This window comes from Clostridium sp. YIM B02569 (assembly GCF_022320765.1).
Lineage (GTDB): Bacteria > Bacillota > Clostridia > Clostridiales > Clostridiaceae > Clostridium > Clostridium beijerinckii.
Genome location: NZ_JAKJJX010000001.1, coordinates 69,704 through 93,954, shown reverse-complemented (window position 1 = coordinate 93,954; position 24,251 = coordinate 69,704). Strand labels below are relative to the sequence as shown.

General features: G+C 29.2%; 24 protein-coding genes, 1 other RNA gene and 1 riboswitch. Of the genes, 16 read left to right on the top strand and 9 right to left on the bottom strand.

All coding sequences use genetic code 11. The features are described 5' to 3' along the window. Positions 1 to 30 precede the first annotated feature (30 nt). From L3B96_RS00385 to L3B96_RS00370, 4 genes are all read left to right on the top strand, one after another. Positions 31 to 1,494: an MFS transporter gene (locus L3B96_RS00385; RefSeq protein ID WP_238858540.1), complete on the top strand. Its 1,464-nt coding sequence runs from the start codon at positions 31 to 33 to the stop codon at positions 1,492 to 1,494. A 162-nt stretch (positions 1,495 to 1,656) separates the two neighbouring features. Then, positions 1,657 to 2,607 (top strand): MraY family glycosyltransferase, encoded by a 951-nt coding sequence (locus L3B96_RS00380; RefSeq protein ID WP_017211490.1) that lies wholly within the window; start codon positions 1,657 to 1,659, stop codon positions 2,605 to 2,607. 102 nt (positions 2,608 to 2,709) lie between these two features. Next, positions 2,710 to 2,818, top strand: a riboswitch (SAM riboswitch). Between the two features lie 158 nt (positions 2,819 to 2,976). Continuing rightward, on the top strand, positions 2,977 to 3,660 hold the full coding sequence (locus L3B96_RS00375; RefSeq protein WP_011968733.1) for a vitamin B12 dependent-methionine synthase activation domain-containing protein: 684 nt from the start codon (positions 2,977 to 2,979) through the stop codon (positions 3,658 to 3,660). Further along, entirely contained in the window at positions 3,650 to 6,055 is a 2,406-nt protein-coding gene (locus L3B96_RS00370) for a homocysteine S-methyltransferase family protein (protein ID WP_238858539.1), read from the top strand. Before L3B96_RS00375 ends, L3B96_RS00370 begins: the two co-directional genes overlap by 11 nt. 110 nt (positions 6,056 to 6,165) lie before the next feature. Here L3B96_RS00370 and L3B96_RS00365 read toward each other — a convergent pair whose 3' ends face one another. Then, positions 6,166 to 6,969 carry an MBL fold metallo-hydrolase gene (locus L3B96_RS00365; RefSeq protein WP_238858538.1) on the bottom strand — a complete coding sequence of 268 codons (804 nt, stop codon included), beginning with the start codon at positions 6,967 to 6,969 and terminating at the stop codon, positions 6,166 to 6,168. A 248-nt stretch (positions 6,970 to 7,217) separates the two neighbouring features. Here L3B96_RS00365 and L3B96_RS00360 point away from each other — a divergent pair, with 248 nt between their 5' ends. From L3B96_RS00360 to ssrS, 4 genes are all read left to right on the top strand, one after another. Beyond that, positions 7,218 to 7,766, top strand: coding sequence for a hypothetical protein (locus tag L3B96_RS00360; RefSeq protein ID WP_023974228.1), 549 nt, complete (start codon positions 7,218 to 7,220; stop codon positions 7,764 to 7,766). 271 nt (positions 7,767 to 8,037) lie between these two features. Beyond that, a complete protein-coding gene (locus L3B96_RS00355) occupies positions 8,038 to 8,283 on the top strand; it encodes a DUF1292 domain-containing protein (protein WP_011968737.1) in 246 nt (81 codons plus the stop codon). 16 nt (positions 8,284 to 8,299) lie between these two features. After that, a complete protein-coding gene (locus L3B96_RS00350) occupies positions 8,300 to 8,698 on the top strand; it encodes a hypothetical protein (RefSeq protein WP_238858537.1) in 399 nt (132 codons plus the stop codon). Between the two features lie 56 nt (positions 8,699 to 8,754). Beyond that, positions 8,755 to 8,948, top strand: a non-coding RNA gene (ssrS, locus tag L3B96_RS00345) — 6S RNA. Positions 8,949 to 9,130: 182 nt separating this feature from the next. Here the strand turns inward: ssrS and L3B96_RS00340 are convergent. Continuing rightward, positions 9,131 to 9,343 carry a hypothetical protein gene (locus L3B96_RS00340; RefSeq protein ID WP_017211484.1) on the bottom strand — a complete coding sequence of 71 codons (213 nt, stop codon included), beginning with the start codon at positions 9,341 to 9,343 and terminating at the stop codon, positions 9,131 to 9,133. 308 nt (positions 9,344 to 9,651) lie between these two features. Here L3B96_RS00340 and L3B96_RS00335 point away from each other — a divergent pair, with 308 nt between their 5' ends. The 3 genes from L3B96_RS00335 to L3B96_RS00325 all read left to right on the top strand — a co-directional run bounded on the left by L3B96_RS00335 (position 9,652) and on the right by L3B96_RS00325 (position 12,261). Further along, on the top strand, positions 9,652 to 9,849 hold the full coding sequence (locus L3B96_RS00335; RefSeq protein WP_078115016.1) for a DUF896 domain-containing protein: 198 nt from the start codon (positions 9,652 to 9,654) through the stop codon (positions 9,847 to 9,849). A 6-nt stretch (positions 9,850 to 9,855) separates the two neighbouring features. Then, the gene (gene hprK / locus L3B96_RS00330) at positions 9,856 to 10,764 is read left to right on the top strand and encodes an HPr(Ser) kinase/phosphatase (protein ID WP_011968740.1); all 909 of its coding nucleotides are present in this window, start codon (positions 9,856 to 9,858) and stop codon (positions 10,762 to 10,764) included. Positions 10,765 to 10,863: 99 nt separating this feature from the next. Continuing rightward, complete coding sequence (locus tag L3B96_RS00325) at positions 10,864 to 12,261, top strand: aminopeptidase (RefSeq protein WP_017211483.1); 1,398 nt, start codon at positions 10,864 to 10,866, stop codon at positions 12,259 to 12,261. Positions 12,262 to 12,347: 86 nt separating this feature from the next. Here the strand turns inward: L3B96_RS00325 and L3B96_RS00320 are convergent, their stop codons facing one another. Next, positions 12,348 to 13,187, bottom strand: coding sequence for a PHP domain-containing protein (locus L3B96_RS00320; RefSeq protein WP_238858536.1), 840 nt, complete (start codon positions 13,185 to 13,187; stop codon positions 12,348 to 12,350). A gap of 251 nt (positions 13,188 to 13,438) precedes the next feature. Then, complete coding sequence (locus L3B96_RS00315; protein ID WP_238858535.1) at positions 13,439 to 13,921, bottom strand: DUF4883 family protein; 483 nt, start codon at positions 13,919 to 13,921, stop codon at positions 13,439 to 13,441. Between the two features lie 144 nt (positions 13,922 to 14,065). Here L3B96_RS00315 and L3B96_RS00310 point away from each other — a divergent pair, with 144 nt between their 5' ends. Next, positions 14,066 to 15,088 carry a pyruvate kinase gene (locus L3B96_RS00310; protein WP_065415867.1) on the top strand — a complete coding sequence of 341 codons (1,023 nt, stop codon included), beginning with the start codon at positions 14,066 to 14,068 and terminating at the stop codon, positions 15,086 to 15,088. A gap of 164 nt (positions 15,089 to 15,252) precedes the next feature. Here L3B96_RS00310 and L3B96_RS00305 read toward each other — a convergent pair whose 3' ends face one another. The 3 genes from L3B96_RS00305 to L3B96_RS00295 form a co-directional block, all read right to left on the bottom strand. Further along, positions 15,253 to 15,747, bottom strand: coding sequence for a hypothetical protein (locus L3B96_RS00305; protein ID WP_011968745.1), 495 nt, complete (start codon positions 15,745 to 15,747; stop codon positions 15,253 to 15,255). 183 nt (positions 15,748 to 15,930) lie between these two features. Continuing rightward, positions 15,931 to 16,536 (bottom strand): J domain-containing protein, encoded by a 606-nt coding sequence (locus tag L3B96_RS00300; RefSeq protein WP_077305572.1) that lies wholly within the window; start codon positions 16,534 to 16,536, stop codon positions 15,931 to 15,933. Further along, complete coding sequence (locus L3B96_RS00295; RefSeq protein WP_077831079.1) at positions 16,536 to 17,441, bottom strand: DUF5685 family protein; 906 nt, start codon at positions 17,439 to 17,441, stop codon at positions 16,536 to 16,538. The genes L3B96_RS00300 and L3B96_RS00295 overlap by 1 nt, the downstream gene beginning before the upstream one ends. Before the next feature lie 409 nt (positions 17,442 to 17,850). On the opposite strand from L3B96_RS00295, the gene L3B96_RS00290 reads away from it, so the two are divergent. Then, a complete protein-coding gene (locus L3B96_RS00290; protein WP_011968748.1) occupies positions 17,851 to 18,393 on the top strand; it encodes an NADH peroxidase in 543 nt (180 codons plus the stop codon). A 105-nt stretch (positions 18,394 to 18,498) separates the two neighbouring features. On the opposite strand, the gene L3B96_RS00285 is transcribed toward L3B96_RS00290, so the two are convergent. Beyond that, a complete protein-coding gene (locus L3B96_RS00285) occupies positions 18,499 to 19,143 on the bottom strand; it encodes a macro domain-containing protein (RefSeq protein WP_023974219.1) in 645 nt (214 codons plus the stop codon). Positions 19,144 to 19,384: 241 nt separating this feature from the next. After that, complete coding sequence (locus L3B96_RS00280; protein ID WP_026015806.1) at positions 19,385 to 20,032, bottom strand: hypothetical protein; 648 nt, start codon at positions 20,030 to 20,032, stop codon at positions 19,385 to 19,387. Positions 20,033 to 20,527: 495 nt separating this feature from the next. Here L3B96_RS00280 and L3B96_RS00275 point away from each other — a divergent pair, with 495 nt between their 5' ends. From L3B96_RS00275 to L3B96_RS00265, 3 genes are all read left to right on the top strand, one after another. Then, entirely contained in the window at positions 20,528 to 21,895 is a 1,368-nt protein-coding gene (locus tag L3B96_RS00275) for an MATE family efflux transporter (RefSeq protein WP_077305580.1), read from the top strand. Positions 21,896 to 22,093: 198 nt separating this feature from the next. Next, positions 22,094 to 23,128, top strand: a complete 1,035-nt coding sequence (locus L3B96_RS00270) for a phosphodiester glycosidase family protein (protein WP_011968752.1) — start codon at positions 22,094 to 22,096, stop codon at positions 23,126 to 23,128. Positions 23,129 to 23,142: 14 nt separating this feature from the next. Continuing rightward, on the top strand, positions 23,143 to 24,183 hold the full coding sequence (locus L3B96_RS00265) for a hypothetical protein (protein ID WP_077867993.1): 1,041 nt from the start codon (positions 23,143 to 23,145) through the stop codon (positions 24,181 to 24,183). The last annotated feature ends 68 nt before the right edge of the window (positions 24,184 to 24,251 follow it).

Genomic DNA, 24,251 nt, shown 5'->3' with positions numbered 1-24,251 from the left:
TAAGTTTAGCTAAGGAGGAATTTTTCGAGGATGAGTAAGAAAGGAATTTTGATTGTAACACTGGCGTTATTGTTATCAAATGCAATGGCTGGTTTAGATGGAACAATTGTAAACACAGCATTACCAGCAATAATAAGTGATTTGCATGGAATTCAATACATGGGGTGGATAGTAGCTGTTTTTTTATTAGGAATGGCAGTAGTGACTCCTCTTTGGAGCAAATTAGGAGAGCGTATTGGGAACCGAAGAACATATCAAATAGCCACATTATTATTCGCAATTGGTTCAATATTTCAGGCATTATCAAGTAATATAATTTTTTTTCTTATTGCAAGAACCATTATGGGAATAGGGGCAGGTGGAATGAACACTATCCCATTTATCATTTATGCAGATTTGTATACAAACTTAAGAAAGAGGGCTAAGGTCATTGGATATGCGACAGCAAGCTTTAGTGCAGCAGCAATTATAGGGCCTTTAATAGGCGGATGGATAGTTGATACTTTTAGTTGGCATTGGGTATTCTATATCAATGTCCCAATTGCAATTATCTCAATACTAAGTGTTCAAATTTTCTTTAAAGAGCCCCAAAAGATTTCTACGGTAGAAAAAATTGATTACTTAGGTGCTGTAATTATGATAGTTAGCTTGGTAACTCTTTTAACAGGTATTCAAATGATAGAGAAAGCTTCATTAAGCTTGGTTAGTAGTTTGATTATTATAAGTCTTATTTTATTGATAGTACTATTTAAAGTTGAAGAAAAGGCAGCGGATCCTATAATACCTAATAGACTTTTTAAAAATGGGCCATTAGTAGTTGATTTCATATTATTTTCTCTTTTATGGGGCGCATTTGTTGCCTTTAATATATACATACCAATGTGGGCGCAAGGGTTATTAGGAGTAAGTGCTTTAATTGGAGGGGTGACTCAGATTCCAGGGTCTATTACTAATTTTCTGGGCTCAGTAGTTGGACCAGCTATGCAGCCAGGATTGGGTAAGTATCGTACAGTTGCTCTAGGAACGTTAGCTTTTATAATTTCTTTTGGAATCATGGTATCAGCAGGATTAACTGTACCATTGTGGGTATTATTAATGGCTGGAGCATTTGAAGGGTTTGGTCTAGGTTTAAGTTTTAATATATTACAAATTAGTGTACAACAGGATGCTGAAAAACGAGATATTCCAATTGCAACATCATTTGCATACCTTTTACGTATTTTAAGTCAAACATTTATGTCATCAATATATGGAGTAATTTTAAATAATGCTTTAAATAAAGGTGTGGCTGAATCTCATGGCGAAGTCACCATTGAAGCGCTAAATAAATTAAGTGACTCCCAAAGCGCAGGAGATTTACCTAAAAATTTATTGCCACTTATGAAACAGATTATGTACGGTGGTTTACATAATATTATGTTAGTTGCATTAGTTTTGTTAGCTATTGCGTTAGTTTTTAATATTGGAATACAACTAAAGGTGAAAAAGAAGTAGTGTTTTAAGAGGAAAAAATTATGTTCTTAGTTTTTAATTAGACCGTAATAATTTTGTAATTGATATAAAATATCTTTAATAGTATAATCAAATAGGAAGTAAACCAAGATGGAATACTTGGATATAATTTACTACTGTATATTTAACTAAGGAGTAGGAAAGATGGATTATGTATTAGCAATGGTAATTTCACTTATAACTGCATTAATTACCATGCCATTTCTTATGAAACTAGCTAACAAATTACATTTCACGGATAAGCCCAGCAAAAGAAAACAACATAAAGTGCCAACACCATTATGTGGAGGTTTAGCATTATATTTTGGCTTTTTTGTTTCGTATTTTATATTCCCAAGGGACGATATGAAGCAGCAATTAACTGTTTTTGTTGCAGCAACAATGATAATAATAATTGGTTTAATAGATGACTGGTATAAGACTAAAGGAAAAGAATTTGCTATATTTCCAAGATTAGTTATTCAGCTATTATCTGCAATCTTAGTGTTTAAGGCAGGTGTTTTTTTTCAAGGATTTACAAATCCTTTTACAGGCAGTTATGTAGAGTTGAACACTACAATACAATTTATCCTTACAATAACTTGGATATTTGGAGTTACAACTGTAATTAACTGGTCTGATGGGATGGATGGATTGGCAGGAGGGTTATCCCTCATATCTGCAATAACATTTTTCTTAGCAGCAATTATATTAGAACAAAGTGATTCTGCATTAGTATCTATAATGTTAGTTGGAACAATTTTGGGATTTTTGTATTATAATAGATTCCCGGCAAAAGTTTTTATGGGGGATTCTGGAGCTAATTTTTTGGGATTTATTTTAAGTATAACAGCATTGGAGGGGGCATTTAAACAGGCAACTGTTTTAAGTCTATTTATACCAATACTTGCTTTGGCAGTACCTATATTTGACAATTTATTTGTCATTATTAAGAGATTTTCGGAGGGGAAACCAGTGTATCAAGCAGATAGAAGCCAGATACATTTTAGATTAGAGAAAAGAGGTCTTACTACTGTACAAGTCGTAAATTATATAATGTTAATAAGTTTATCTTTTAGTGCGATTTCTATAATATTGCTGTTGATTAAAAGATAAAGTTAGTATATTTAGACATTTTATATTTTAAGTGAAGTATTTAAAGTTAAAGATGAAATATTTACAAACAAGATATTATAATATATAATTAAAAAATGTAGGAACTTATCAAGAGTGGTGGAGGGACTGGCCCGAAGAAACCCAGCAACCGGTAAATTTTATAGAATTACTTGGTGCTAAATCCTGCAGCGTAAAAGCTGGTAGATAAGGTATTAAAAAGCATTTAAGCCTAAAGGAATACCTTTAGGCTTTTTTTGTTAAAATAAATTCTCAAAAAGAAAGATAATATAAATAATTGTGAAGAGTAACAATGAAAATTTATAGGACATGGTAATGCTTTGAGGTTCGTAATAAGGTGGTGATTAATATATGGGAGATTTGAAACTACAGATAAACAAGAATGAAGTACTTAGGTATCTTGGATATAAAGGACAGGATATAGATGAAAATATTGTAAATCTTATTGAGGAATGTAGAGAAGAAATCAAGAAGATAATTACCCCAAGATTTATGTATGAATATAAAGATATAATACAGCTTGATGAGGCTATAGAGGTTGTTAATACAAAACTAATTTTATATGGAAAAGATATAAAAGAGCATCTTAAAGATTCAAAAAAGTGCGTATTAATGGCAGTAACTTTGGGAAATGATGTGGAAAGAAAAACGAGATTATATGAAAAAATAAATTTAACAAAAGCACTTATATTAGATGCTTGTGCTACAACGGCAGTAGAGGAAGTATGTGATTATGTAGAAAGGATTGTTAAGGAAAAAGCTATATTGAATAATAAGGATATAACTTTTAGGTATAGTCCAGGTTATGGAGATTTGCCGTTAGATGTTCAAAGTAGCTTTTTAAGGGCATTAGATGCTCAGAAAAAAATTGGACTTACTGTATCAGAAAACAATTTACTATTTCCCAGGAAATCTGTTACAGCAATAATAGGGATAATAAATAGTGGAAGTAAAAAGAAAATAAAGAGCTGCAAAAAATGTACTAACTACAAAAATTGCAGTTTTAGAAGAGAGGGAGAAATCTGTGGGGCTTAGGGAATATATAAAAAATAACATATTAATATTTGACGGAGCTATGGGAACAATGCTTCAAAAGAAAGGGCTGAAATTAGGAGAAAATCCTGAAATTTTAAATCTAAAAGAGCCATATATAATAGAAGAAATTCATAGAGAATATATATCTAGCGGTGCTAATGTAATAACTACTAATACTTTTGGCGCTAATGAGCTTAAACTAAAACTTTGTGGCTTAGTAGTTGAAGAAGTAATAGATGCGGCAGTTAATATCGCAAAAAAAGCTAAAGGAAATAGTGAAACATATATAGCACTGGATGTAGGTCCTATAGGGGAACTTTTAGAGCCTATGGGAACTCTAAGTTTTGACAGAGCGTATGAAATTTTTAAACGACAAATAATTCAAGGGGTTAAATCTGGTGTTGATATAATTTTAATTGAAACAATGACAGATTTATACGAACTTAAGGCCGCAGTGATTGCAGCAAAGGAAAATTCAAGTTTGCCAATATTTTGTACAATGACATTTGAAGAAAATTTGAGAACATTCACCGGATGTACTCCAGAAGCCATGGTACTTGTATTAGAAGGATTAGGAGTAGATGCACTTGGCGTTAATTGCTCGTTGGGGCCAAAGCAGCTAAAACCAATTGTTGAAGAGATATGCAGCTTATCACATATTCCAGTAATGGTTCAGCCTAATGCAGGACTTCCAACACTATCAATAGGTAATGAAACAAAATATGATATTACTAAAGAAGAATTTGCAGATACCTTATGTGGATTCATTGACCTGGGGGTAAGAGTGATAGGTGGATGTTGTGGAACAAGTCCAGAATATATCGAGGAATTGTATAAAATAACGAGAAATAAGAAACTTGTGTCCATGGAAAAAGAATATTATTCTGCAGTTTGTACACCGTCAAAAGTAGTAAGGATAGATGGTGTTAGAATAATAGGTGAACGAATTAACCCTACAGGCAAAAAGATATTTAAGGAAGCTTTAAAAAATGGAGATTTAGATTATATATTAAATCAAGCTGTTTCTCAAATAGAAGTTGGAGCTCACATTCTAGATGTTAATGTAGGATTACCTGAAATTGATGAAGCAGATATGATGCATAAAGTAATTAGAGAGATTCAAGGCATAATGGATACACCACTTCAAATAGATTCTTCTGATCATAAAGCAATAGAGACAGGGCTCAGATATTATAATGGAAAACCTATATTGAATTCTGTAAATGGAGAAGATGAAGTTTTAGATAGAATACTTCCTATAGTAAAAAAATACGGCGCAAGTGTAGTAGGTTTAACATTAGATGAAAGAGGTATTCCAGCAAAAGCAGAAGAAAGATTTGAGATTGCAGAGAAAATAATAAGTAAAGCAGCGGAATACGGAATAAGAAAAGAAGATGTATTTATAGACTGTTTAGTTTTAACTGTGTCAGCTCAGCAGAAAGAAGTTCAAGAAACTTTAAAAGCTGTAAGAATGGTTAAAGAGAAATTAGGAGTTAAAACAGTACTTGGAGTTTCAAATATATCGTTTGGCCTTCCTAATAGAGAATTAATTAATGAAACTTTCTTGGCTCTGGCTCTTGCCAATGGGCTAGATTTACCAATAATTAATCCTAATGTGAATGGAATGACTAGAGTTATTGATTCATATAATGTTTTATATAATCATGATAAAGGCGCTGAAAGTTATATTAATAATTATGCAAATGTAGAGTTATCAAGAGAAGTCACTATTAAAGGTAATGGATCAGTAAAGAGTAATTCAAATACAAATACAGTTCATGATTTAAAGTATATTGTCGTTAAAGGACTAAAAGAAGAGGCGAAGCAAGCTACTGTTGAATTATTAAAAGAAAAGAAGGAGCTTGAAATAGTTAATGAGTATTTAATTCCAGCGTTAGATATGGTTGGAGAAAAATATGAAAAAGGGGAACTTTTTTTACCGCAGCTAATTCAAGCAGCTGAAACAGTAAAAAATTCATTTAGCATTTTGAAGGAAGAAATATCTAGAACTAATTCTCAAACTATATCAAAGGGTAAGATAATTGTAGCTACAGTAAAAGGAGATATTCATGATATAGGTAAAAATATAGTAAAAGTTATCTTAGAAAACTATGGCTATGAAATGATAGATTTAGGGAAAGATGTACCTATAAAAACTGTTGTAGAGGAAGCGAAAAAACATAATGCATCTTTAATTGGATTAAGTGCTCTTATGACAACGACACTTAAAAGCATGGAGGAAACAATAAAAGCGCTAAGAGAAGATGGGTACAATGGAAAGATATTTGTTGGTGGAGCAGTACTTACAAAAGATACAGCAGAAAGAATAGGTGCAGACTTCTATGCCAAAGATGCAAAGGAATCAGTAGAAATTGCAAGAAGAGTACTTTCATAGTAAATATAAATTCAAAAATTAGTATTTAAAAGGTTGTCCCATGCGTTTGAAGTGCATGAAACAGCCTTTTTATTTATGAGAAATTTATACTAAAGCTAAATTATAAAATATTATAATTCTATTATATCTAAATCATCAGGCATGTATATCTTTCCGCTGAATTCCTCTTCACCTTCATTTATGTACAAATCTTTTCTATTCTTTAGATTTTTATCTTCTGTATGATATAAAATAACATTTTTAACATTTAGATCTTGCGCATTTTTACAAGCGTCTTTTGCGGTAGCATGATGCTTTTCATATGGTTTAAATATTTCTTTTTGAGAATAAAGGCAAAATGCTTCGTGGAATAAATAATCTACATTTTCACAATGCTTCTTTACAGTTTCTCTATAAGGTTCGTCACCTAAAAATGTTAAAGATTTACCGTTTTTTAATGTTGTTGTAAATCCATGCTGAAGATCTTTCGTGCTTTTTATATCAAAGAAAGTAGTTTGTCTATTTAATATAGTCGTTGTATAGTTATCTTCAATTTCATTAAAGAATATTCTAGTATCAAATAATTTTAAAAATTTATTTTGAAGTACAAATGAAGAAATTGATTTTATAGCATCTATTGAAGTTTTGTGGCAATAGATATTGAAATTTTCGGAGTATTTATCATTTATTATACTTTGTGCTACAGCACGAATGACCCAAATACTACCTAGTATATGATCATTATGATTATGAGATATAAACATATTATGTATTTTATTAATTGGTATATTTAACTTTTCTAGATTTGATAATATTGTATTACCTCCACCTGCATCAATAAGAAAGTGTTCGTCTTCATTAGAGAAAGTAAAACATGTATTATAGCATTTTGTAACCATTGCTGAACCAGTGCCGAGAATATATATTTTTTCCATAGTAAATCTCCTTGTATAAATATAAAATTTTTAAAGATAATATGAGTAAAGATTACTAAATATTAAATTTAACATAATTACAATTATAAGAGTTAAATGAAATAAATTCAATATTATGATAGTGTTACATAAATTAGCCTAAGTTTGATATATAAATACAAATATATTTTGTCAAATGCATTTACTTATAATTAGACATGCTATATACTAGTGTATATACATGTGATGCAAGAGGAGGAGAAAATATAATGAATAATAAAATAAAACAAATGGTGTATGCCGGATTACTTACAGCATTAGCAATAATAATTCCTATTCAGTTTGGATTTTTAAGAATAGTTATTCCACCATACTTTACTGCAACATTAGCGGCTCATGTACCTATGATGTTATCAATGTTGATATCGCCTTTTGTGGCAGCTGTAGTTGGAATAGGTTCTACAATTGGGTTTTTAATAGCTGGAACACCAGCACCAGTAGTGGCAAGGGCAGCAACTCATATAGTTGTAGGATATGTTGGAGCAATGATAATTATGAAAAATAAAAGTTATGTTAAGGCAATAGCAATAACAGCTCCAATCCATGGAATCTTAGAGGCTTTAGTTACAATACCATTTATAGGATTTTCGGTTGCGGTTTATCCTGCATTGATCATTACAGTTGTTGGTGCAATATTGCATCATTCAGCAGATAGCATAATAGCATATGCAATAGTTAAAGCTATGGCAAAAGCAAGAAAGAAAAACATTTATAATGTTTTTGGAGAATTCAAGACTCAAAGAGCTTTACAGAGATAAGGATAATTAGTACTTATAATTTATAGAATATAATAGAGCTGTTCGTATTTAAAGCTGAGTGCATTATATTTAGATGCATTCAGCTTTGTTTTTTAAAATTATATGGAAAGTTATAGAAAATAATAAAAAAGATATAGACAAAAATACTAAATATCATATAATAAGGATAGAATAAATTTAAAGTTGTAAAATTGAGAAGTATGTTAAATGTTATTTGACTAAGAATCTTAAGAAAAACAATTTCAAATTAGAATACAATGAGGTGAACATTTTGGAAGAAAAAGAAATAATGTCGTTTAAAGATGAAAATGGAAATAAAGTTGATTTTGAAGCTATTGCAAAGATATATTTAGAGGAACAAGGATATTTGTTACTATCACCAGTAGATGAAAAGTGTGATGATATGTTTGCATTTAGAATAGATATTAATGAAGAAGGCAATGAAGAATTAAACCTTGTGGAAGATGATAAGGAATTTGAGGAAATAAAGAAAGAATATAAGAAATTATTGTATTAAATAGGAGTGAAATTTAATGAAGAGTTCAGAAATAATTGATTTTTTGGAAGACAATGATTTAGCAGAGGTTGAAGAAATAAAACACAAAAGCAATTATGTGATAATAAAATTTTATTATGACTTTGACAAAGAAGAATTAAGCGCTGCAAAAGCATACTCAACTGAAGAAAGTGATTTTGAACCCGAAAGTGATGAATGGTATAACGAATATTACATTCCTTACTTAAGAGATATTGCCGTAGATAATGTAGAATCAATAATGGAAGAAATATCAGATGAGTTTGAACTAGAATCTAAATATAAAGAATTCGGAATGGAAAATGGGAATAGTGGATATTTCAAGTTTATAGCAGCATTTTCTGAAGAGTTAACAGATGTAGAAATGGAAGATATTTTAAACGATTACTATGAGTAAAACTGGTATTAAAATACTATTGAAAATATATTTCCTTATGTTATAATTAAATCATAGATTTCCTGAGATGTACGTAAAGCTTATGATATTCAACCTACATGACATTATCGGGATTTACAACATATTCATAAATGTCAGGCTTCATTAAAAGCACAGTATTGTGTCAGTAGAAGACAGGAATGAATTGAGTTTAACCCACCTGCGAGGCGCAGGACTTGAATATATAGGTGAACGGCATGTTGGGAGCTATGATTGAATTCAACACCTCTATTAGAGGTGTTTTTTTATGTACAATAAAATATAAACTAAAAAGAAAATACCAAACCTATATTTAGTTTGGTATTCAGTTATATTAACATAAAACTAAAGTTATAATTAAATATTCTAGTTCTTATAAAGTAGCTATTTTTATATTTTATTTATTGCTATATTTTAAGCAGCTATGTTTTTTACAGATTTAGAGTTATGTTGCTTATAATATATTGAAATTAATTCTTTTTGATATAAGACAATGTACTTGTCCAAATTTTGAGATAAATCAACTATAAATGTTTTACTTGGTGAAAAAAACAATAATAATAAGTTAAGTAGGTTTTTCCTAAGTACAATATTACATTTTAGTTTAAAAATTACCCAAGTTTTCATACTAACACCTCTTTTTATCAGACTTGGTTTTTGTTATATGATTATTATAAACAAGAAAAGAAAATTTGTAAAAATATTTCATAATACAATTAATGACAATAATTTGCAGAAATGTTTAATAAAACGGTTAATAATTTGTTTTTCTAGTAGATTCATACCCGCATAGAACATAATTGTATATATTTTACAGGCAAAGTGTTCGACAAACGATTACGAAGAAGAATAAATGGTGTCGAAAAAATTCGGGTTGATTATATTATTTTAAATGGTAAAATTATTGATATACGGATAGAAAGGATGAAAATATGATGGACATTGAAAATGCTAAAATAGAAGAAGTTATAGAGAAAATCAATTCATTATATAAGACTAGTCAAGAAAGAGAATTAAGTAATGAAGAGAAGGATTTGCAAAGTAGATTAAGAAAAAGATATATAGATAATGTTAAGAAAAATTTTAGAGCGCAATTAGAAGGTATAGAACTTAACAATAAGAAAAAGGGATGATGATAATTGGGTGTTTTAGTTAAAAAGTTAATTGATGATTTAAACTTAGAAGTGCTTGTAGAAGGAAAAGAAGATGTTGAAATTTCAGTAAATGATATAAATAGACCGGGGCTACAGCTTGCAGGCTTTTATAATTATTTTGCTCCAGAGAGAATCCAGGTTATAGGTAAAGCAGAATGGAGTTTCTTAGATTATATGCAAATTGAATTAAGGAAAAAAAGAGTTAAAAAATATTTTAGCTTTGACATAAATTGCTTAATCATAACTAGAGGATTGGAGCCACATCCAGAGTTCATAAAGGAAGCAAAAAAGCACAATATATGGTTTGTTAGAAGTAATTTAGTTACTACACAATTTATAAGCAAAACTACAATATATCTAGCTGATAAGCTTGCGCCAGAAACAAGATTGCATGGAGTTTTGGTAGATGTATCTGGTATAGGAATATTGATTACTGGAGAGAGTGGAATAGGAAAGAGTGAAACTGCATTAGAGTTGATAAAAAGGGGACATAGACTTGTCACAGATGATGCAGTTGATATAAAAGACATAGATGGACAGCTAATAGGAAGATCACCTAAAATAACTGTTGGAATGTTAGAGGTCAGAGGCCTTGGCATAATTGATGTCACAACATTATATGGATTAAGTTCAGTAGTTCAAGAGAAAGAGATAAGGCTAGTTATGCATTTTGAACATTGGAAAGATGACAATGATTATGATAGGCTAGGAATAGATAATGAATATATGAATATACTAGGAATTAACGTGAAGAAATTAACGGTTCCTATTAGACCAGGTAGAAATATTGCAGTTATCATAGAAGCAGCAGCAGTAAATTATAGACACGCATTAATGTCTAAAATTACACCAGTTGATGTAATAGAAAATAGAATGAATGAGCTTAATGATTAATATAGTATGTAACTATTTTTACATAACTCAAGTCTAAGTAAATGATTTGAAATGCTTAGAAGATGAGATATATATTTATCATCAAAAGGAGGATTGACTATGGAAAATGAAAAAAAAGATTTAAGCAAAAATGCATGGAACAAATATGATGAGAAAGAAGTTCAAAGCATATTCGAGTTTTGTGAAGGATATAAGAATTTTATGTCTAAATGTAAAACTGAAAGAGAATGTGTTAAGGAAGTACTTAGATTAGCTAAGGCTGAAGGCTATGAAGATATAGAGGAAATTATAAAAAATAATAAACAATTAAAATCAGGTGACAAGGTTTTTGCAAATAACAAAGGAAAAGCTGTTGCGTTGTTTATTGTAGGAAGTGAATCTATAGAAAAGGGGCTAAAGATATTAGGAGCTCACATTGATTCACCAAGATTAGATTTAAAGCAAAATCCACTTTATGAAGATAGTGAATTAGCATTACTTGATACGCATTATTATGGCGGAATTAAAAAATATCAATGGGTTACATTGCCACTAGCATTACACGGAGTGGTAGCAAAGAAAGATGGTACTGTAATCGATATTTGCATAGGTGAAGATGATAATGATCCTGTTGTTGGAGTATCTGATCTTTTAATTCACTTAGCAGGAGATCAAATGGGCAAAAAAGCTGACAAAGTAGTAGAAGGTGAAGATCTTAATGTATTAGTTGGAAGTATGCCTTTAAAGGGAAGCAAAAAAGATGCTGTTAAGGGAAATATATTAAAGTTATTAAAAGAAAAATATGATTTTGAAGAAGAAGACTTTTTATCTGCTGAAATTGAGATTGTACCAGCTGGAAAGGCTAGAGATTATGGTTTAGATAGAAGTATGGTTATGGCTTATGGGCATGATGATAGAGTATGTTCATATACTTCACTAATGGCTATGTTTGAAATAAAAGAGCCTGATAAAACTTGCTGCTGTCTATTGGTTGACAAAGAAGAAGTAGGTAGTATCGGAGCAACTGGAATGCACTCAAGATTTTTTGAAAATATAGTTGCAGAAATCATTGATAGAATTGAGGGATATTCTGATCTTAAATTAAGAAGATGTCTTACTAATTCAAAGATGCTATCATCCGATGTTAGTGCAGCTTTTGATCCTAATTACCCATCAGTAATGGAAAAGAAGAATTCTGCATTCTTTGGAAAAGGAATGGTATTTAACAAATATACTGGAGCTAGAGGAAAATCAGGTTCTAATGATGCTAGTGCTGAGTATATGGCAGAGCTTAGAAATATAATGGAAAAGCATAATGTTTCAATTCAAACTGCAGAGCTTGGAAAAGTTGATGCTGGTGGCGGTGGAACAATTGCATATATATTAGCTCAATACAATATGGAAGTAATAGATTGTGGAGTTGCACTTCACAATATGCATGCACCTTGGGAAGTTGCAAGTAAAGTTGATATATTTGAAACAATGAATGGATATAAAGCTTTTTTAATAGAGGCTTAATCTCAATAAATTAAGAAAAAAGATATTATCAAGTCTAAGGACTGATAATATCTTTTTTTATTGACAGTTAATTTAATCACCTAATATTATAATAGTGGTAGATCTAAAGCGGATAGAAATTTCGATAGATAGTTACTAGGAAATTGCATACAGCCAATGTCCCCATGACGATCATCTGATTCTAAATCACCGTGAAAATCGGAACCACAAGAAACTAACAAATTGTGTTCATCTGCTAAAGAGAGGAATCTGGAAGTTTCATCTTGTGTATTTTGAAAATAAATTGATTCAATCCCATCAAAATTCATTAGCAATAATTCATCAATATTAGAATCATTTATTAATTTAGGGTGAGCTAAAAATACAAGAGCATTATATCTTTTTAGTAATTTCAATCCGTCGCTAGTAGAAAGTTTTAAGGTTGGGACATATGCCTTACAACCTTTCCCAATAAATTTATTGAAAATTTCCTCTAGGTTATAAGGATATCCACAATTAACTATTTCTCTAGCAATATGAGGCCTTGCAATAGTATCATTAGCTTCTTTTAGAATTTTTTCAAAACTAACTTCTATGTCAAATTCATCTTTAAGCTTATCAACCATAAGTTTAGCTCTCATTATTCTATGATCCTTAATATTAGTTAATTCTCTAATAAGATCATCATTTTTAAAGTTATTATCTCTAAAGAATCCCAAAAGATGTACACTTTCATTATTGTGTTGAGTTGATAATTCAATTCCAGGAATTAGCGTGATATCATATTTTAAGCTTTCTTCAATAGCTTTATCTAAACCACTTAAGGTATCATGATCAGTTATAGCTAAGTACTTAACATCGTTATCATGAGCCCTTTTAACCACTTCATTAGGGGATAATGTTCCATCTGAAGAAGATGTATGAACGTGAAAGTCCACTTTAAGCATATAATTTAACCTCCAATTTAATTTAAGGTTTATAGTAATAAAATTATCTAATTTATTGTAGATTAACTTGGAATAATATAAAAATATGTTATGCAAATTTTAATAATATAATCATATCATAAGATACTTATACAAGTATACTAAAATAAAACTTAGTGGTGGATATTTATAACTTAAGTTAATATTCACATTTTCTAACTTATGTGTATATAAATTAAAACAATTGTACCATGATCTTTTTATAAAAATATCTATTTTGATAAAGGTTTATTAGCTATATGATTACAAAAATCGAATGGATTGTATCTTAGCGGTAAATCTTTAATTGATATAATATCTTCCTTATAATTTCCATCCCAAGGTGAAACTGATATAGTTGAATCATTAAAAATCCTAAATAGATACTGGCTATTATCTTCAAAAAGTATTTTTATTCTGAAAGGTTCTTTTGTATCAACTGATTCGTCAGAATAATTAACAGTTGTTAGAGCTGAAACAAAATCTTCAATTATTGGATTTTCTTCACTTGGAACCTCTATTTCCTTATATAGATTAGTATCAAATACATAAAGAGTGAAGTTTTGATTATTTAAAATTTTAGCTTTAATTTCATCAATATAATAATGATTACTTGGTTTTACTGAAAAGTTTATGTATTTAGGACTTTGAAGAGCACAGCTGCTCAAAGTGAAACAGAAAAATAAAATTGTGAAAGCAAAAGTTAATTTTTTCAAAAGTATACCTCCTAGAAATACGTTATATACTATTAAATTTATTCTTTTAGTTATTTTTTAGAACTTTTCAGTTAGCCAATAAGTGATAATTACGAAGATTCTATAATATGAATAAAAAGTAGTGATAATTTGGGAGATTAGTTTATGTATATAATAGGAACGGTAGGCCCTAATGTAAAAGATAGAGCAGTACTTAAAGGGATAATAGAGAGTGGAGTAAATGCTTTACGATTTAACTTTATACACGGAAGCGCAGAAGAATTTTTAGAATTTTTAAAAATGGCTAAAGATATAAAGAGTGATATCCAAGTAATGCTAGATCTTTCAGGAACTAAGGTAAGAGTATCTGGTAAATTCCAATATATTTTCAAAGTTTATAATGGAGAAGTAATTTATTTTTGTGGAGAAGACAAATATAGTGAAGTAGTAAAAAATAGTAAAAATAAAATTAAAGTTATCCCATTAAATATAAAAAATAAAATTTTGAATGAAAAAGATTATAAACAAATAGGAATAAAGGACAATACGATGACTTTTGATATCGTAGATAAAGTTGATGGACTAATAAAGGCAACTACAATTCGGGGAGGAGTTATTAGAAAATGGAAGGGTTGCAATATAAAGAATCTTGAAAGGAAAGAGTTGCCACTAAATGAAAATGATAAGGATGCAATAGTTTGGGGCGTTAACAATAAAGTAGATATAATATGCCAATCGTTCGTTGAGGAAAAGAAAGATATTGATGATGTTAAATTATTTCTAAATAACAGAAAATCAAATCAATTTAAGCCTAAAATTTGGGCTAAAATAGAAACATTAAATGGAGTTAATAATATAAAAAGCATTTTAGGTGAAGCAGATGGAATTGTTATAGGCAGAGGTGATTTGATTCCAGAAACATCTATAGAAGATACTCCTATTTATGAAGAAAGAATAATAAAAGAAGTTCTAGGAGATAAAGATAAGGAGATAATTATAGCTACGCATATCCTTAATAGCATGAAAAATGGAAAAATGCCATCGATTTCAGAGGTAGAGAGCATATATAATTTCATAAAAATCGGAGCTACTGGATTTCTTTTGGCAGGGGAAACGTCAATAGGAAAAGCACCTATAAGAACAGTAGAATTTCTAAATAATTTGATTATAAAATATAGAAATATATGAGCAGTAATAAAAAAGTCCAAGCGATTATGAAATAGCGGAAATCAATTAATCATGAAAGTAATTGAAATGATATTAGTTAGACTGAGTATATTAAAAAGTATATATAAATATGTATTAAGAGTATAAGAAATAAATATGATTTATTTCTTATACTCTTAATTTGTCTATATGTTATTATGTATTCGCTTCAAATAGAAACTTATGATAATAGTCAATGCGTAATCATAAACTAAAAGTACAATTTGCCCAGCAATCCATATCATATATAAAGGATAATCAATGTTAAAATCGACTAAAAGATTAGTAAAAATAAAATAAATTACTAGAAGTGATGCATTAAAAGCGATTAATTTAAAAAATAATTCCAGTGGAATATTTCTAAGTTTTTCTGAAAAATATTTTACTATTCCATAAATCCCAAAGAATGATATATAATAGACGGCAATATTGGTTGGAATCAAAAATAAACTAAGAATACTTGAGGCTACATAAACTAATATAGTATTTTTTATTGAAGTTCTTATTATTGAGATAGGAATTAAGCAAGAAGCTATTGTCAATATTGTTAAAGTGCTTACTGGAAGTATAGAAGCAGCATAAAGTACAATTAATGTTAATGCTATAGTTATTCCGTTTTCAGCTATATATTTTGCCTTCATAAGATATTCACCTCACTAAATAAATGCAACTTATATATATGTTCTAAAAAGTTTAATTCATAGAAGTTTACTTTAAAGTATAAGTTAATGTAGTGGCAGTCAGTTAATTTTATAAAGAATGAATTATAATATTTAGAACATATATATTATAAAATAAAAGTATTCAGCATAAGCATATTCATATTAGCAGCAACTAATTAAATCGCCGCCAGCACATTCACATAAAGAATCGAGACACCAAAGATTTATGCAACAATTACACATGTCAGCATTACTAGTATTTGTAGTTCTATAATAAGGATTAGAGTAATTATTACCTCTTTGCCTTAATGAGTTCAAGCCCTGCCTATATTCAAAATTATTTGGATCCATATTAACAGCTGTAGTCATATGATCAAGTGCTGAATCAAACCATCCTTTGTTAAGCATTATTGCACCATATAAATAATGCCATTCAGCAGATTTGTTATTTATAGAATTTAAACGACTTTCAGCTGCTGCATAATTTCCAGATTGAATAAGTCTTCTTATTTCTTGAAAATCATACGAGTTACCTGATGAATTGTTATAACTAGATGTACTATTGGAATTATAACTGTTACTTCCAGGATTTTTTGTTAATGCCTCATAAGCCTCATTAATTTCGATCATTTTCTCTTGTGCTAAATTTTTTAATGGATTATCACCATATTGGTCAGGATGGTATTGCTTAATAAGTTTTCTATAAGCACTTTTTATTTCATCTTGGCTTGCACCTGGCTTTACACCTAATATTTCATATGGATTCATTATAAATCTCTCCTTTTAGTTTCATTTGTATTTTCTGGATTTTTAATTATGTTCATATATTTATCCATTAAACCTAATTCAATTATATTATATAATATATCCTCATTTCTTTTTAGGTTTAATTTTTCTAAGTTTTCTTTACAACTATATCCACAATTTAAAATTGTAAATTCGATCTTAGGCTTTATGAATTCCATAAATTTATCGTATGTTAAAGAATTTTTGTTATACAAGAAATTTATTGGATTAAACTTTTTATTTTCCATATCAGATTTCAAATCATCTAAGGCATCTATTAGATAAATCCATTTTCCTATTGAATATCCTAATCTATATAAAGTATTCCTTAAATCCAATCCGTCATCGATTAATTTATAAGGATAGTCACGTAAAATTCCGCCAACTAAATCGCTAAAAGGATCACATATTTCATCTATAGAATTAAATGATTTACTATCTTCTAAAGTGGAAAGCTTATTTAAAGATTCCATTATGTTGTTATTAATTCTAATGATTGAACTAGGAAATTTTCTTTTATAAGGGGATAAAAGAAGTGATAAAAATTTACTTTTGTAATTTTTATCATCATGAGCATCATCTAACAGTTTATAATAAAACAGGGATATATTCATAGCAGAGGCATAAGATAACGCCTTGTTATTAGCTATTACAATTTTTTTTTCAGTAGGGTGAAGAGAACATCTGTGATGAGAAATTTCTAGCTCTTCTGGATTTAATGCATCTAATAGTAAACCTAAAAAAGTCATATCATAATTTAAAGACATCCTCGGTATATTACCAAATTCTTTTTTTATATGGCAACATAATCCACAATAATAGCATTTAAATCTAGCAAAATCTTTTACTTTCATTTCTGCTTTTAATGGAGTAACATATCCAAACAATAAAAAACACTCCTTATAAAATTCAATATAAATCAATTATACAGTAAATTTAAGCATATAAACAATAAAGTTCATATATACATAATAAAATTTTCAGATAATATTAACATTTGTATGACTGTATATTGGACATATTATGCATTTCTGTAAAATATGAATTTAATTTTAATTTGTAGGAATTTTTTATTATAGAATCCAGTATAATGTTATCGTGGCCAAAACAGGAGCGATAGGAGTTAAGCAGTAAATAATAAGTATTTCAGGAAAATTTGAAATATTTATAAAAAAAGTCTTTACAACGGATAATTATTATTATATAATAACAAATGTAGAAAACAAGAAAACAAAAGATAAAATTAAATGATATAAATAAAAAATAAATAAATTAAAATTTTAGGAGGAAGAGATTATGAAAAAATTCGTTTGTACAGTGTGTGGTTATATTTATGAAGGAGAAACAGCTCCAGAAAAATGTCCAGTGTGTGGAGTAGGAGCAGAAAAATTTGTTGAACAAAGCGGAGATCTAGCTTTTGCTGATGAGCATGTAATCGGAGTTGCTAAAGGTGTTGATAAAGAAGTAATTGATGGATTACAAGCAAACTTTGTTGGAGAATGTACAGAAGTTGGAATGTATTTAGCTATGTCAAGACAAGCTGATAGAGAAGGATATCCAGAAGTTGCAGAAGCTTATAAGAGAATAGCATTTGAAGAAGCAGAACATGCTGCTAAATTTGCTGAATTACTTGGTGAAGTAGTAGTAGCAGATACAAAAGCTAACTTACAAGCTAGAGTTGATGCAGAACATGGTGCATGTCAAGGTAAAAAAGATTTAGCAACACTTGCTAAGAAATTAAACTTAGATGCAATTCATGATACAGTTCATGAAATGTGTAAAGATGAAGCTAGACATGGAAAAGCATTCAAAGGATTATTAGATAGATATTTTGCATAATATTATAAGATAGAATATAATATACACATATTTTTAACTGAATAATTAATGATAATTCTGCTTAATAAGCAAAGTAAAAGAGAAGATAATAATTTATCTTCTCTTTTACTTTTGTAATCTTTCTTCATACAAAGATTTGTACATATTATATGTTTTCTCATCTAAGCAAACCATTGCAATTTCATCAAAGGTATCTGGAGAGTTATTTATAAATGATAAAATCTCATCTAATGCTATATTGCAGGCTTCATCTAATGGATAGGAATAGGCGCCTGTGCTTATAGATGGTAAAGCAATAGTTTTAATGGGATGATCATTAATATAATCATCAAGTTCTTTTAGTATAAAGTCTCTTTGTTTATCAGTATTAAAGCGATAAAGATTTTTATTTAGAATCTCATTACACTGCTTTGAATAAAATTCCGAGTAATTAGCAGCTATTTCAAAAACAGAACGATAAGCATTTCTTAGGTATTTTTCCTCTGAGCCGTTATTTCGGTAAATGGGCCCTACAGTATGTATTACCCAATGCACACCGTGGTCACTCAAGTTATAAGATCTTGTTAATTTTGATCTACCAGTCAAACAGCCATTTAACTGTCTACACTCATCTAATAGTTTTTCTCCGCAAGCCTTGTGAATAGCACCGTCAACTCCTCCACCGCCCAGTAGAGATGCATTCGCAGCATTTACAATAGCATCAAATTTGATTTTTGTTATATCATCAAAAAGTATTTTAAAGTTAGTCAAATTAATCACCTCATATTAGTCATACAAAAATTCTCTCACTTAATAGTTTACACCCAATTAACATAAATAAAAATACTATTTTTTGAAAAAAATGTTAATTAGCTATATGAAAATTAAATTCTAGTTATACATATGAGAGAAATAATAAAATAATAAAGCACACATTTAATGTATGCTTTATTATTTTGTTTAATTACAATAATCTTTAAATTCTAGAAAAAGAACTAATAAAATAAATTAATTAAATAGGTTGATTTTCTAAATTTTTTCTTCTATTATCTAAAGGATTTAAATTTATATGATGTACTTTCATTGTTTCGTCTGGGTCCATAATTAACATGTCTAAACGAATTCTACCTTCAGAAGTATTTGCAACAACCATAGTTTCAGTACCTTTTTTGTAAAGAACCCAGTTGTAACCGTCTTTTACTACTTTATTTACATCTTCCATTGAAATTAAAGCAGTATCCTTATGATTTCCAAATTTATCTCTTAAAATTATACCCATTGTATCGTGATCGATTTTAGTACAATCATTTTTTAAACTTCTATTATATAATTCTAAATTTTCTTTTCTGTTATCTAAAGTATTTCCGTTTAAGTGTTTTATTGGAGTCTTTGGATTAACATCTAAAATAACAGATTGAATTGATTTCTTAGTGGAAACTGTTTTTCCATTAACTTTAGCAGTCTCTAAAGTTTGAACAAGATAATTATTGAAATCCTTATGCCATTCAGCAAACCAAATTCCAGCTTCTTTAACTTTTTTAGCGTCGAAAGTGTCTATCTTGCAAACTAGTTCACTTCCATCTTTTTTTAAGACAGTAATTTCAGTAAGATTACCTTTTTCAGTATATTTATTTTCTTGAGTTTTATAATTTGTATTTATGGTTAAGCACCTCTTTCATGATTTAATGTTTATTAATATATGTGAATGACAATCTAATTTGAAAAATAACACAAAATAAGTTATTTTTCAAGGTTTTGTATATATTATGACACATATATAATTAATTTAAACATTACATCATTATACCAGATTAAAAATATAAAAGATATACACCTTAGAAAAAAGCGCGAAGCGCAACCAAGATCATTAAAATTAGAAAAAAGCACTTAAAAATTAGAAAAAGCACTTACCTTATAAAAAAGAGAGCAACCAAAAACATATAATCAATAAAAAAATATCATTAATATATAATAAGAACAACTGATAAAAAAGTACGCACCTTATAAAAAAGCGCAACCAAGATCGTTAAATTATATTTCATTGTGTATGCCCACAAAATCTTAAAAAATATTAAATATATGGTAGACGTAGCTGAGTAAACTAAAGTAAAATAGAATTTGATATTAAGAAAGCGCAGATAATGAGGTACTAAATATGATAATAACTGAAACTTTAAAAAACATTTTGGAAGATAAGAAATTTATACACAAAGCTATATCTATTACAGTACCTATAACATTACAAGCTCTGTTAAACACAAGCTTGAATCTTGTGGATACTGTAATGATTGGAAGTTTAGGTCAGAGTTCAATTGCAGCAGTTGGCCTTGCAAATAAAGTATTTTTTGTTTTTACATTACTATTATTTGGTGTCGTTAGTGGGTCTTCGATTTTAACTGCCCAATATTTTGGCAAAAATGATATAAAAAATATAAGAAGAGTATTAGGTATGTCTCTGATTATTGGCTTAGTTGGATCAATTATTTTTGTAATACCGAGTTTAATATGTCCCCAAATAGTTATGAGTATTTTTACACCAAATGAAAATACGATAAAAATAGGTGCATCGTATTTAGCTATAGCTGCCATTAGTTATCCTTTAACTGCAGTTACAAATGTTTATGTAGCACTTTTAAGAGGGGTAAATCAGGTAAAAGCTCCTGTTGTCATAACAGTGTTTTCTATTTGTATTAAAGTAATGCTAAATTATACTTTAATATTTGGACATTTTGGTGTACCAGCTCTTGGGGTACAAGGAGAAGCTATTGCAACTATAATAGCTAGAACAATTGAATGCACATGTATTTTAGCTATAGTATATTATGAAAAAGGACCCGCAGCCGCAAAATTTAAAGAACTTATATCTTTTAATAAGAATTTTACAAGATTATATGCTTCAACTGTATCTCCAGTTATAATTAATGAATTTATGTGGGGATTAGGAGTAACAATGTATTCTTTAGTATATGGAAGAATGGGAGACGGAGCTGTTGCAGCAATAACAATAACCCAAACAGTTGAACAAATAATGACAGTTGTATTTCAGGGGATAAGTGCAGCAACTGCGGTTATATTGGGAAATGAATTAGGTGCTAATAAATTGGATGATGCAGAAAGTCATGCAAAGTATTTTATAATACTACAGTTTATTTTTGCTTTAATAATGTCTGCAACATGCTTGTTTATTAGAAGTCCAATAATTATGCTATTTAATGTAACTGAAAGTGTAGCAGTAGATATTAGCAGATGCCTAATAGTTTTTTCGTGCTATTTACCATTTAAGATATTTAATTGGGTAAATATTGTTGGTATACTTAGAAGTGGTGGCGACACTAAAGCTGCATTAATGCTAGATATTACTGGAGTTTGGTTAGTTGGCATACCGTTTGCCTATTTAGGTGGAATGTTACTTGAACTTCAGATATATTTCGTATATGCAATGGTTACATTTGAAGAAGTATACAAATTTATACTTGGGTTTAGGAGATATAAGCAAAGAATATGGCTTAAAAATTTAGTTTAGAATTGGGGAGGATTTTAAAATAGAAGATGAAGTCTATTTTTAGAATTCTCCCTGTCTATTCTAAAAAGGAAATATTTATAAAAAAGTGAATTGTATAAATATGGAATTCTTAATTTTTTTGTAACCTCTCAGAGGATTATTTCCTATATAATAGGAGATAATGAAAATATTAAATAAATATAGATTTCGGAGGAATATATGGATAAACAAACAAACCATAAGCCAAGAAAAAAAACGCACAAAAGAAAGAAAAGAAAATCTAATTCGAGAGTACTTTTAAAGGGATTATTGGATATGTTTATCTTTTTAGCCATAACAACACCATTGGTATTGTTCTTTGGACCATATGATAATACGAGAAAAACATTTATATCAACAGTCCTAGCAACAAGGCATGCATATTTAATAAATGATATAATTCCACAGTCAGCATTAAATAAACTTCTTGGAATAGATGAAGAGAGTGATAGTCAAGAAGTTTTTCAAGATATGAAAAAAATAAATGTTAAATATAAAGTTGGAAATGAAATAAATCGATACGATATACATACTCAGAGATTTGATGGATATGTGTTAGAAGTGAAAAATCCATTAAAAATGAAAGTTGCAATGACTAAGTTTTTAGGTAAAATGGGTGAAAAGACAAGTCAGATGGCGGAAGATAATAATGCCGTTGCAGCTATTAATGGTGGGTCATTTATTGATAAATCAACTGATGGAACTGCTTATGCAGGTACTGGATCTGAACCTGGTGGATTTGTAATATCAGGCGGAAATGTTATTTATCCAAAGTCTGGTGCAGATGAGAAAAAAGTTGAAAATGTAATTGCATTTACAAAAAGTGGAGAACTAGTAGTTGGGGATCATAGTTTGGCTGACTTAAAAAAGATGAATGTACAGGAAGCTATGTGTTTTAGAAGACCTAATATTGTAATTAATGGTATTAGACAAGTAAAAAATAAAATGGAAGATGGGCTTAATCCTAGAACTGCGGTTGGTCAGAAACAAGATGGAACTATAATTCTATTAGTTATAGATGGCAGAAAGATAACGTCACCAGGAGCGAGTTTATATGATGTTCAAGAGATAATGATGGAAAGAGGTGCTGTTAATGCAGGTGCTCTTGATGGAGGATATTCTTCAACTATGTATTATAAAGGAAATGTTATAAATTCTCCTAATGCTTGGGATGGTGAAAGAACCGTTGCTACAGCATTTTATGTGGAACAGTAAAAGGAGGATAAGTGATGAGAAATATTAAAAGAAGATTAGCATGGTGTGCGCTTGCTCTAATATTACAGCAATGCATATTTTTATATTTTGATAAAGTATATTTGGCATCTGATCTTAATATAAAAGCTGAAGAAGTTAAAGATGAGGATAATGTGGCTGATAAGAAAACAGAGATTAATATAAAAAAGGGAGTAAGTGAAATTAAAGTATCTTCAGATGCAAGATATGTATCATATATAGAAGACAGTAAGCTTAAAACATTAGATAGCAATGATGATAAGGAAAAAGTATGTGATACAGATAGTGGATCAGAAATTGTATTCTATAGATGGCTTAATAGTGAAGATAATATGATAATAATCCAAAAGATAAAGGAAAAAGGTGCGTACTATTTTGAGCCTATATCTTTTGATGCTAAAAAAGGAGAAGCAAGGGATCTTGCAGACTTTGATTTAAAAAAGGTTAGAATTAAGCTTGAGAGTACAAAGGATGAAATTAATAATGTTGTATTTTCAACATTAACTCATAGTTTATATATAGAAGTGAAGAAGAGTAGTGGAAAATGTGATTTGTATTACGCAAACGTAATGAATCAGTTGAAGAAGGTTAAAAGTGAAAAAGTTATAGGAAATGTTGTAGTACCAACAACTAGCACTAATGCGATAATGGAGGAAAATAACAGTATAACTATATTAAATACAAAAGGAAATGTATCAATACCTAATGTTAAAAGTGCAAAAATATTAGGAGCTGATGTTAATGATAATGTATATTTTGGCGAAGTAGCAGACAACAAAATTAAAAATATATATTACAGCGTGTTATCTGATAGTCAGAGGAAATGGAATCAATTAAAACTTGCGAAACCTGTTGATAAAAATGATATACTAATCGATTATTCAGGTAAAGTTTATATTAATAGTAAATCAGATAATAGTGTATTAGAATTAACAAGTAATAAAAACATAAAATATAAAGGGGAATTGGTTCAATCATATTCTAAAGGAATCATTTCTAGAGATGGCAATACATTAATTAAAAATAAGTTGGAATAAAATAATATGAATAATGAATAAGTTAAAAAAAAAAAGATAAACTATACATTGATGAAAAGAAGATCTTC

Excerpts from the sequence above, each read along its gene's own strand:
- L3B96_RS00380 (WP_017211490.1), top strand. The coding sequence starts at position 1,657 with ATGGATTATGTATTAGCAATGGTAATTTCACTTATAACTGCATTAATT.
- L3B96_RS00360 (WP_023974228.1), top strand. The coding sequence starts at position 7,218 with ATGAATAATAAAATAAAACAAATGGTGTATGCCGGATTACTTACAGCA.
- L3B96_RS00365 (WP_238858538.1), bottom strand. The coding sequence starts at position 6,969 with ATGGAAAAAATATATATTCTCGGCACTGGTTCAGCAATGGTTACAAAA.
- L3B96_RS00385 (WP_238858540.1), top strand. The coding sequence starts at position 31 with ATGAGTAAGAAAGGAATTTTGATTGTAACACTGGCGTTATTGTTATCA.
- L3B96_RS00265 (WP_077867993.1), top strand. The coding sequence starts at position 23,143 with ATGAGAAATATTAAAAGAAGATTAGCATGGTGTGCGCTTGCTCTAATA.
- L3B96_RS00320 (WP_238858536.1), bottom strand. The coding sequence starts at position 13,187 with ATGCTTAAAGTGGACTTTCACGTTCATACATCTTCTTCAGATGGAACA.
- L3B96_RS00270 (WP_011968752.1), top strand. The coding sequence starts at position 22,094 with ATGGATAAACAAACAAACCATAAGCCAAGAAAAAAAACGCACAAAAGA.
- L3B96_RS00305 (WP_011968745.1), bottom strand. The coding sequence starts at position 15,747 with ATGAAGGCAAAATATATAGCTGAAAACGGAATAACTATAGCATTAACA.
- L3B96_RS00340 (WP_017211484.1), bottom strand. The coding sequence starts at position 9,343 with ATGAAAACTTGGGTAATTTTTAAACTAAAATGTAATATTGTACTTAGG.
- L3B96_RS00335 (WP_078115016.1), top strand. The coding sequence starts at position 9,652 with ATGGACATTGAAAATGCTAAAATAGAAGAAGTTATAGAGAAAATCAAT.
- L3B96_RS00350 (WP_238858537.1), top strand. The coding sequence starts at position 8,300 with ATGAAGAGTTCAGAAATAATTGATTTTTTGGAAGACAATGATTTAGCA.
- L3B96_RS00300 (WP_077305572.1), bottom strand. The coding sequence starts at position 16,536 with ATGAATCCATATGAAATATTAGGTGTAAAGCCAGGTGCAAGCCAAGAT.
- L3B96_RS00325 (WP_017211483.1), top strand. The coding sequence starts at position 10,864 with ATGGAAAATGAAAAAAAAGATTTAAGCAAAAATGCATGGAACAAATAT.
- L3B96_RS00375 (WP_011968733.1), top strand. The coding sequence starts at position 2,977 with ATGGGAGATTTGAAACTACAGATAAACAAGAATGAAGTACTTAGGTAT.
- L3B96_RS00275 (WP_077305580.1), top strand. The coding sequence starts at position 20,528 with ATGATAATAACTGAAACTTTAAAAAACATTTTGGAAGATAAGAAATTT.
- L3B96_RS00290 (WP_011968748.1), top strand. The coding sequence starts at position 17,851 with ATGAAAAAATTCGTTTGTACAGTGTGTGGTTATATTTATGAAGGAGAA.
- L3B96_RS00310 (WP_065415867.1), top strand. The coding sequence starts at position 14,066 with ATGTATATAATAGGAACGGTAGGCCCTAATGTAAAAGATAGAGCAGTA.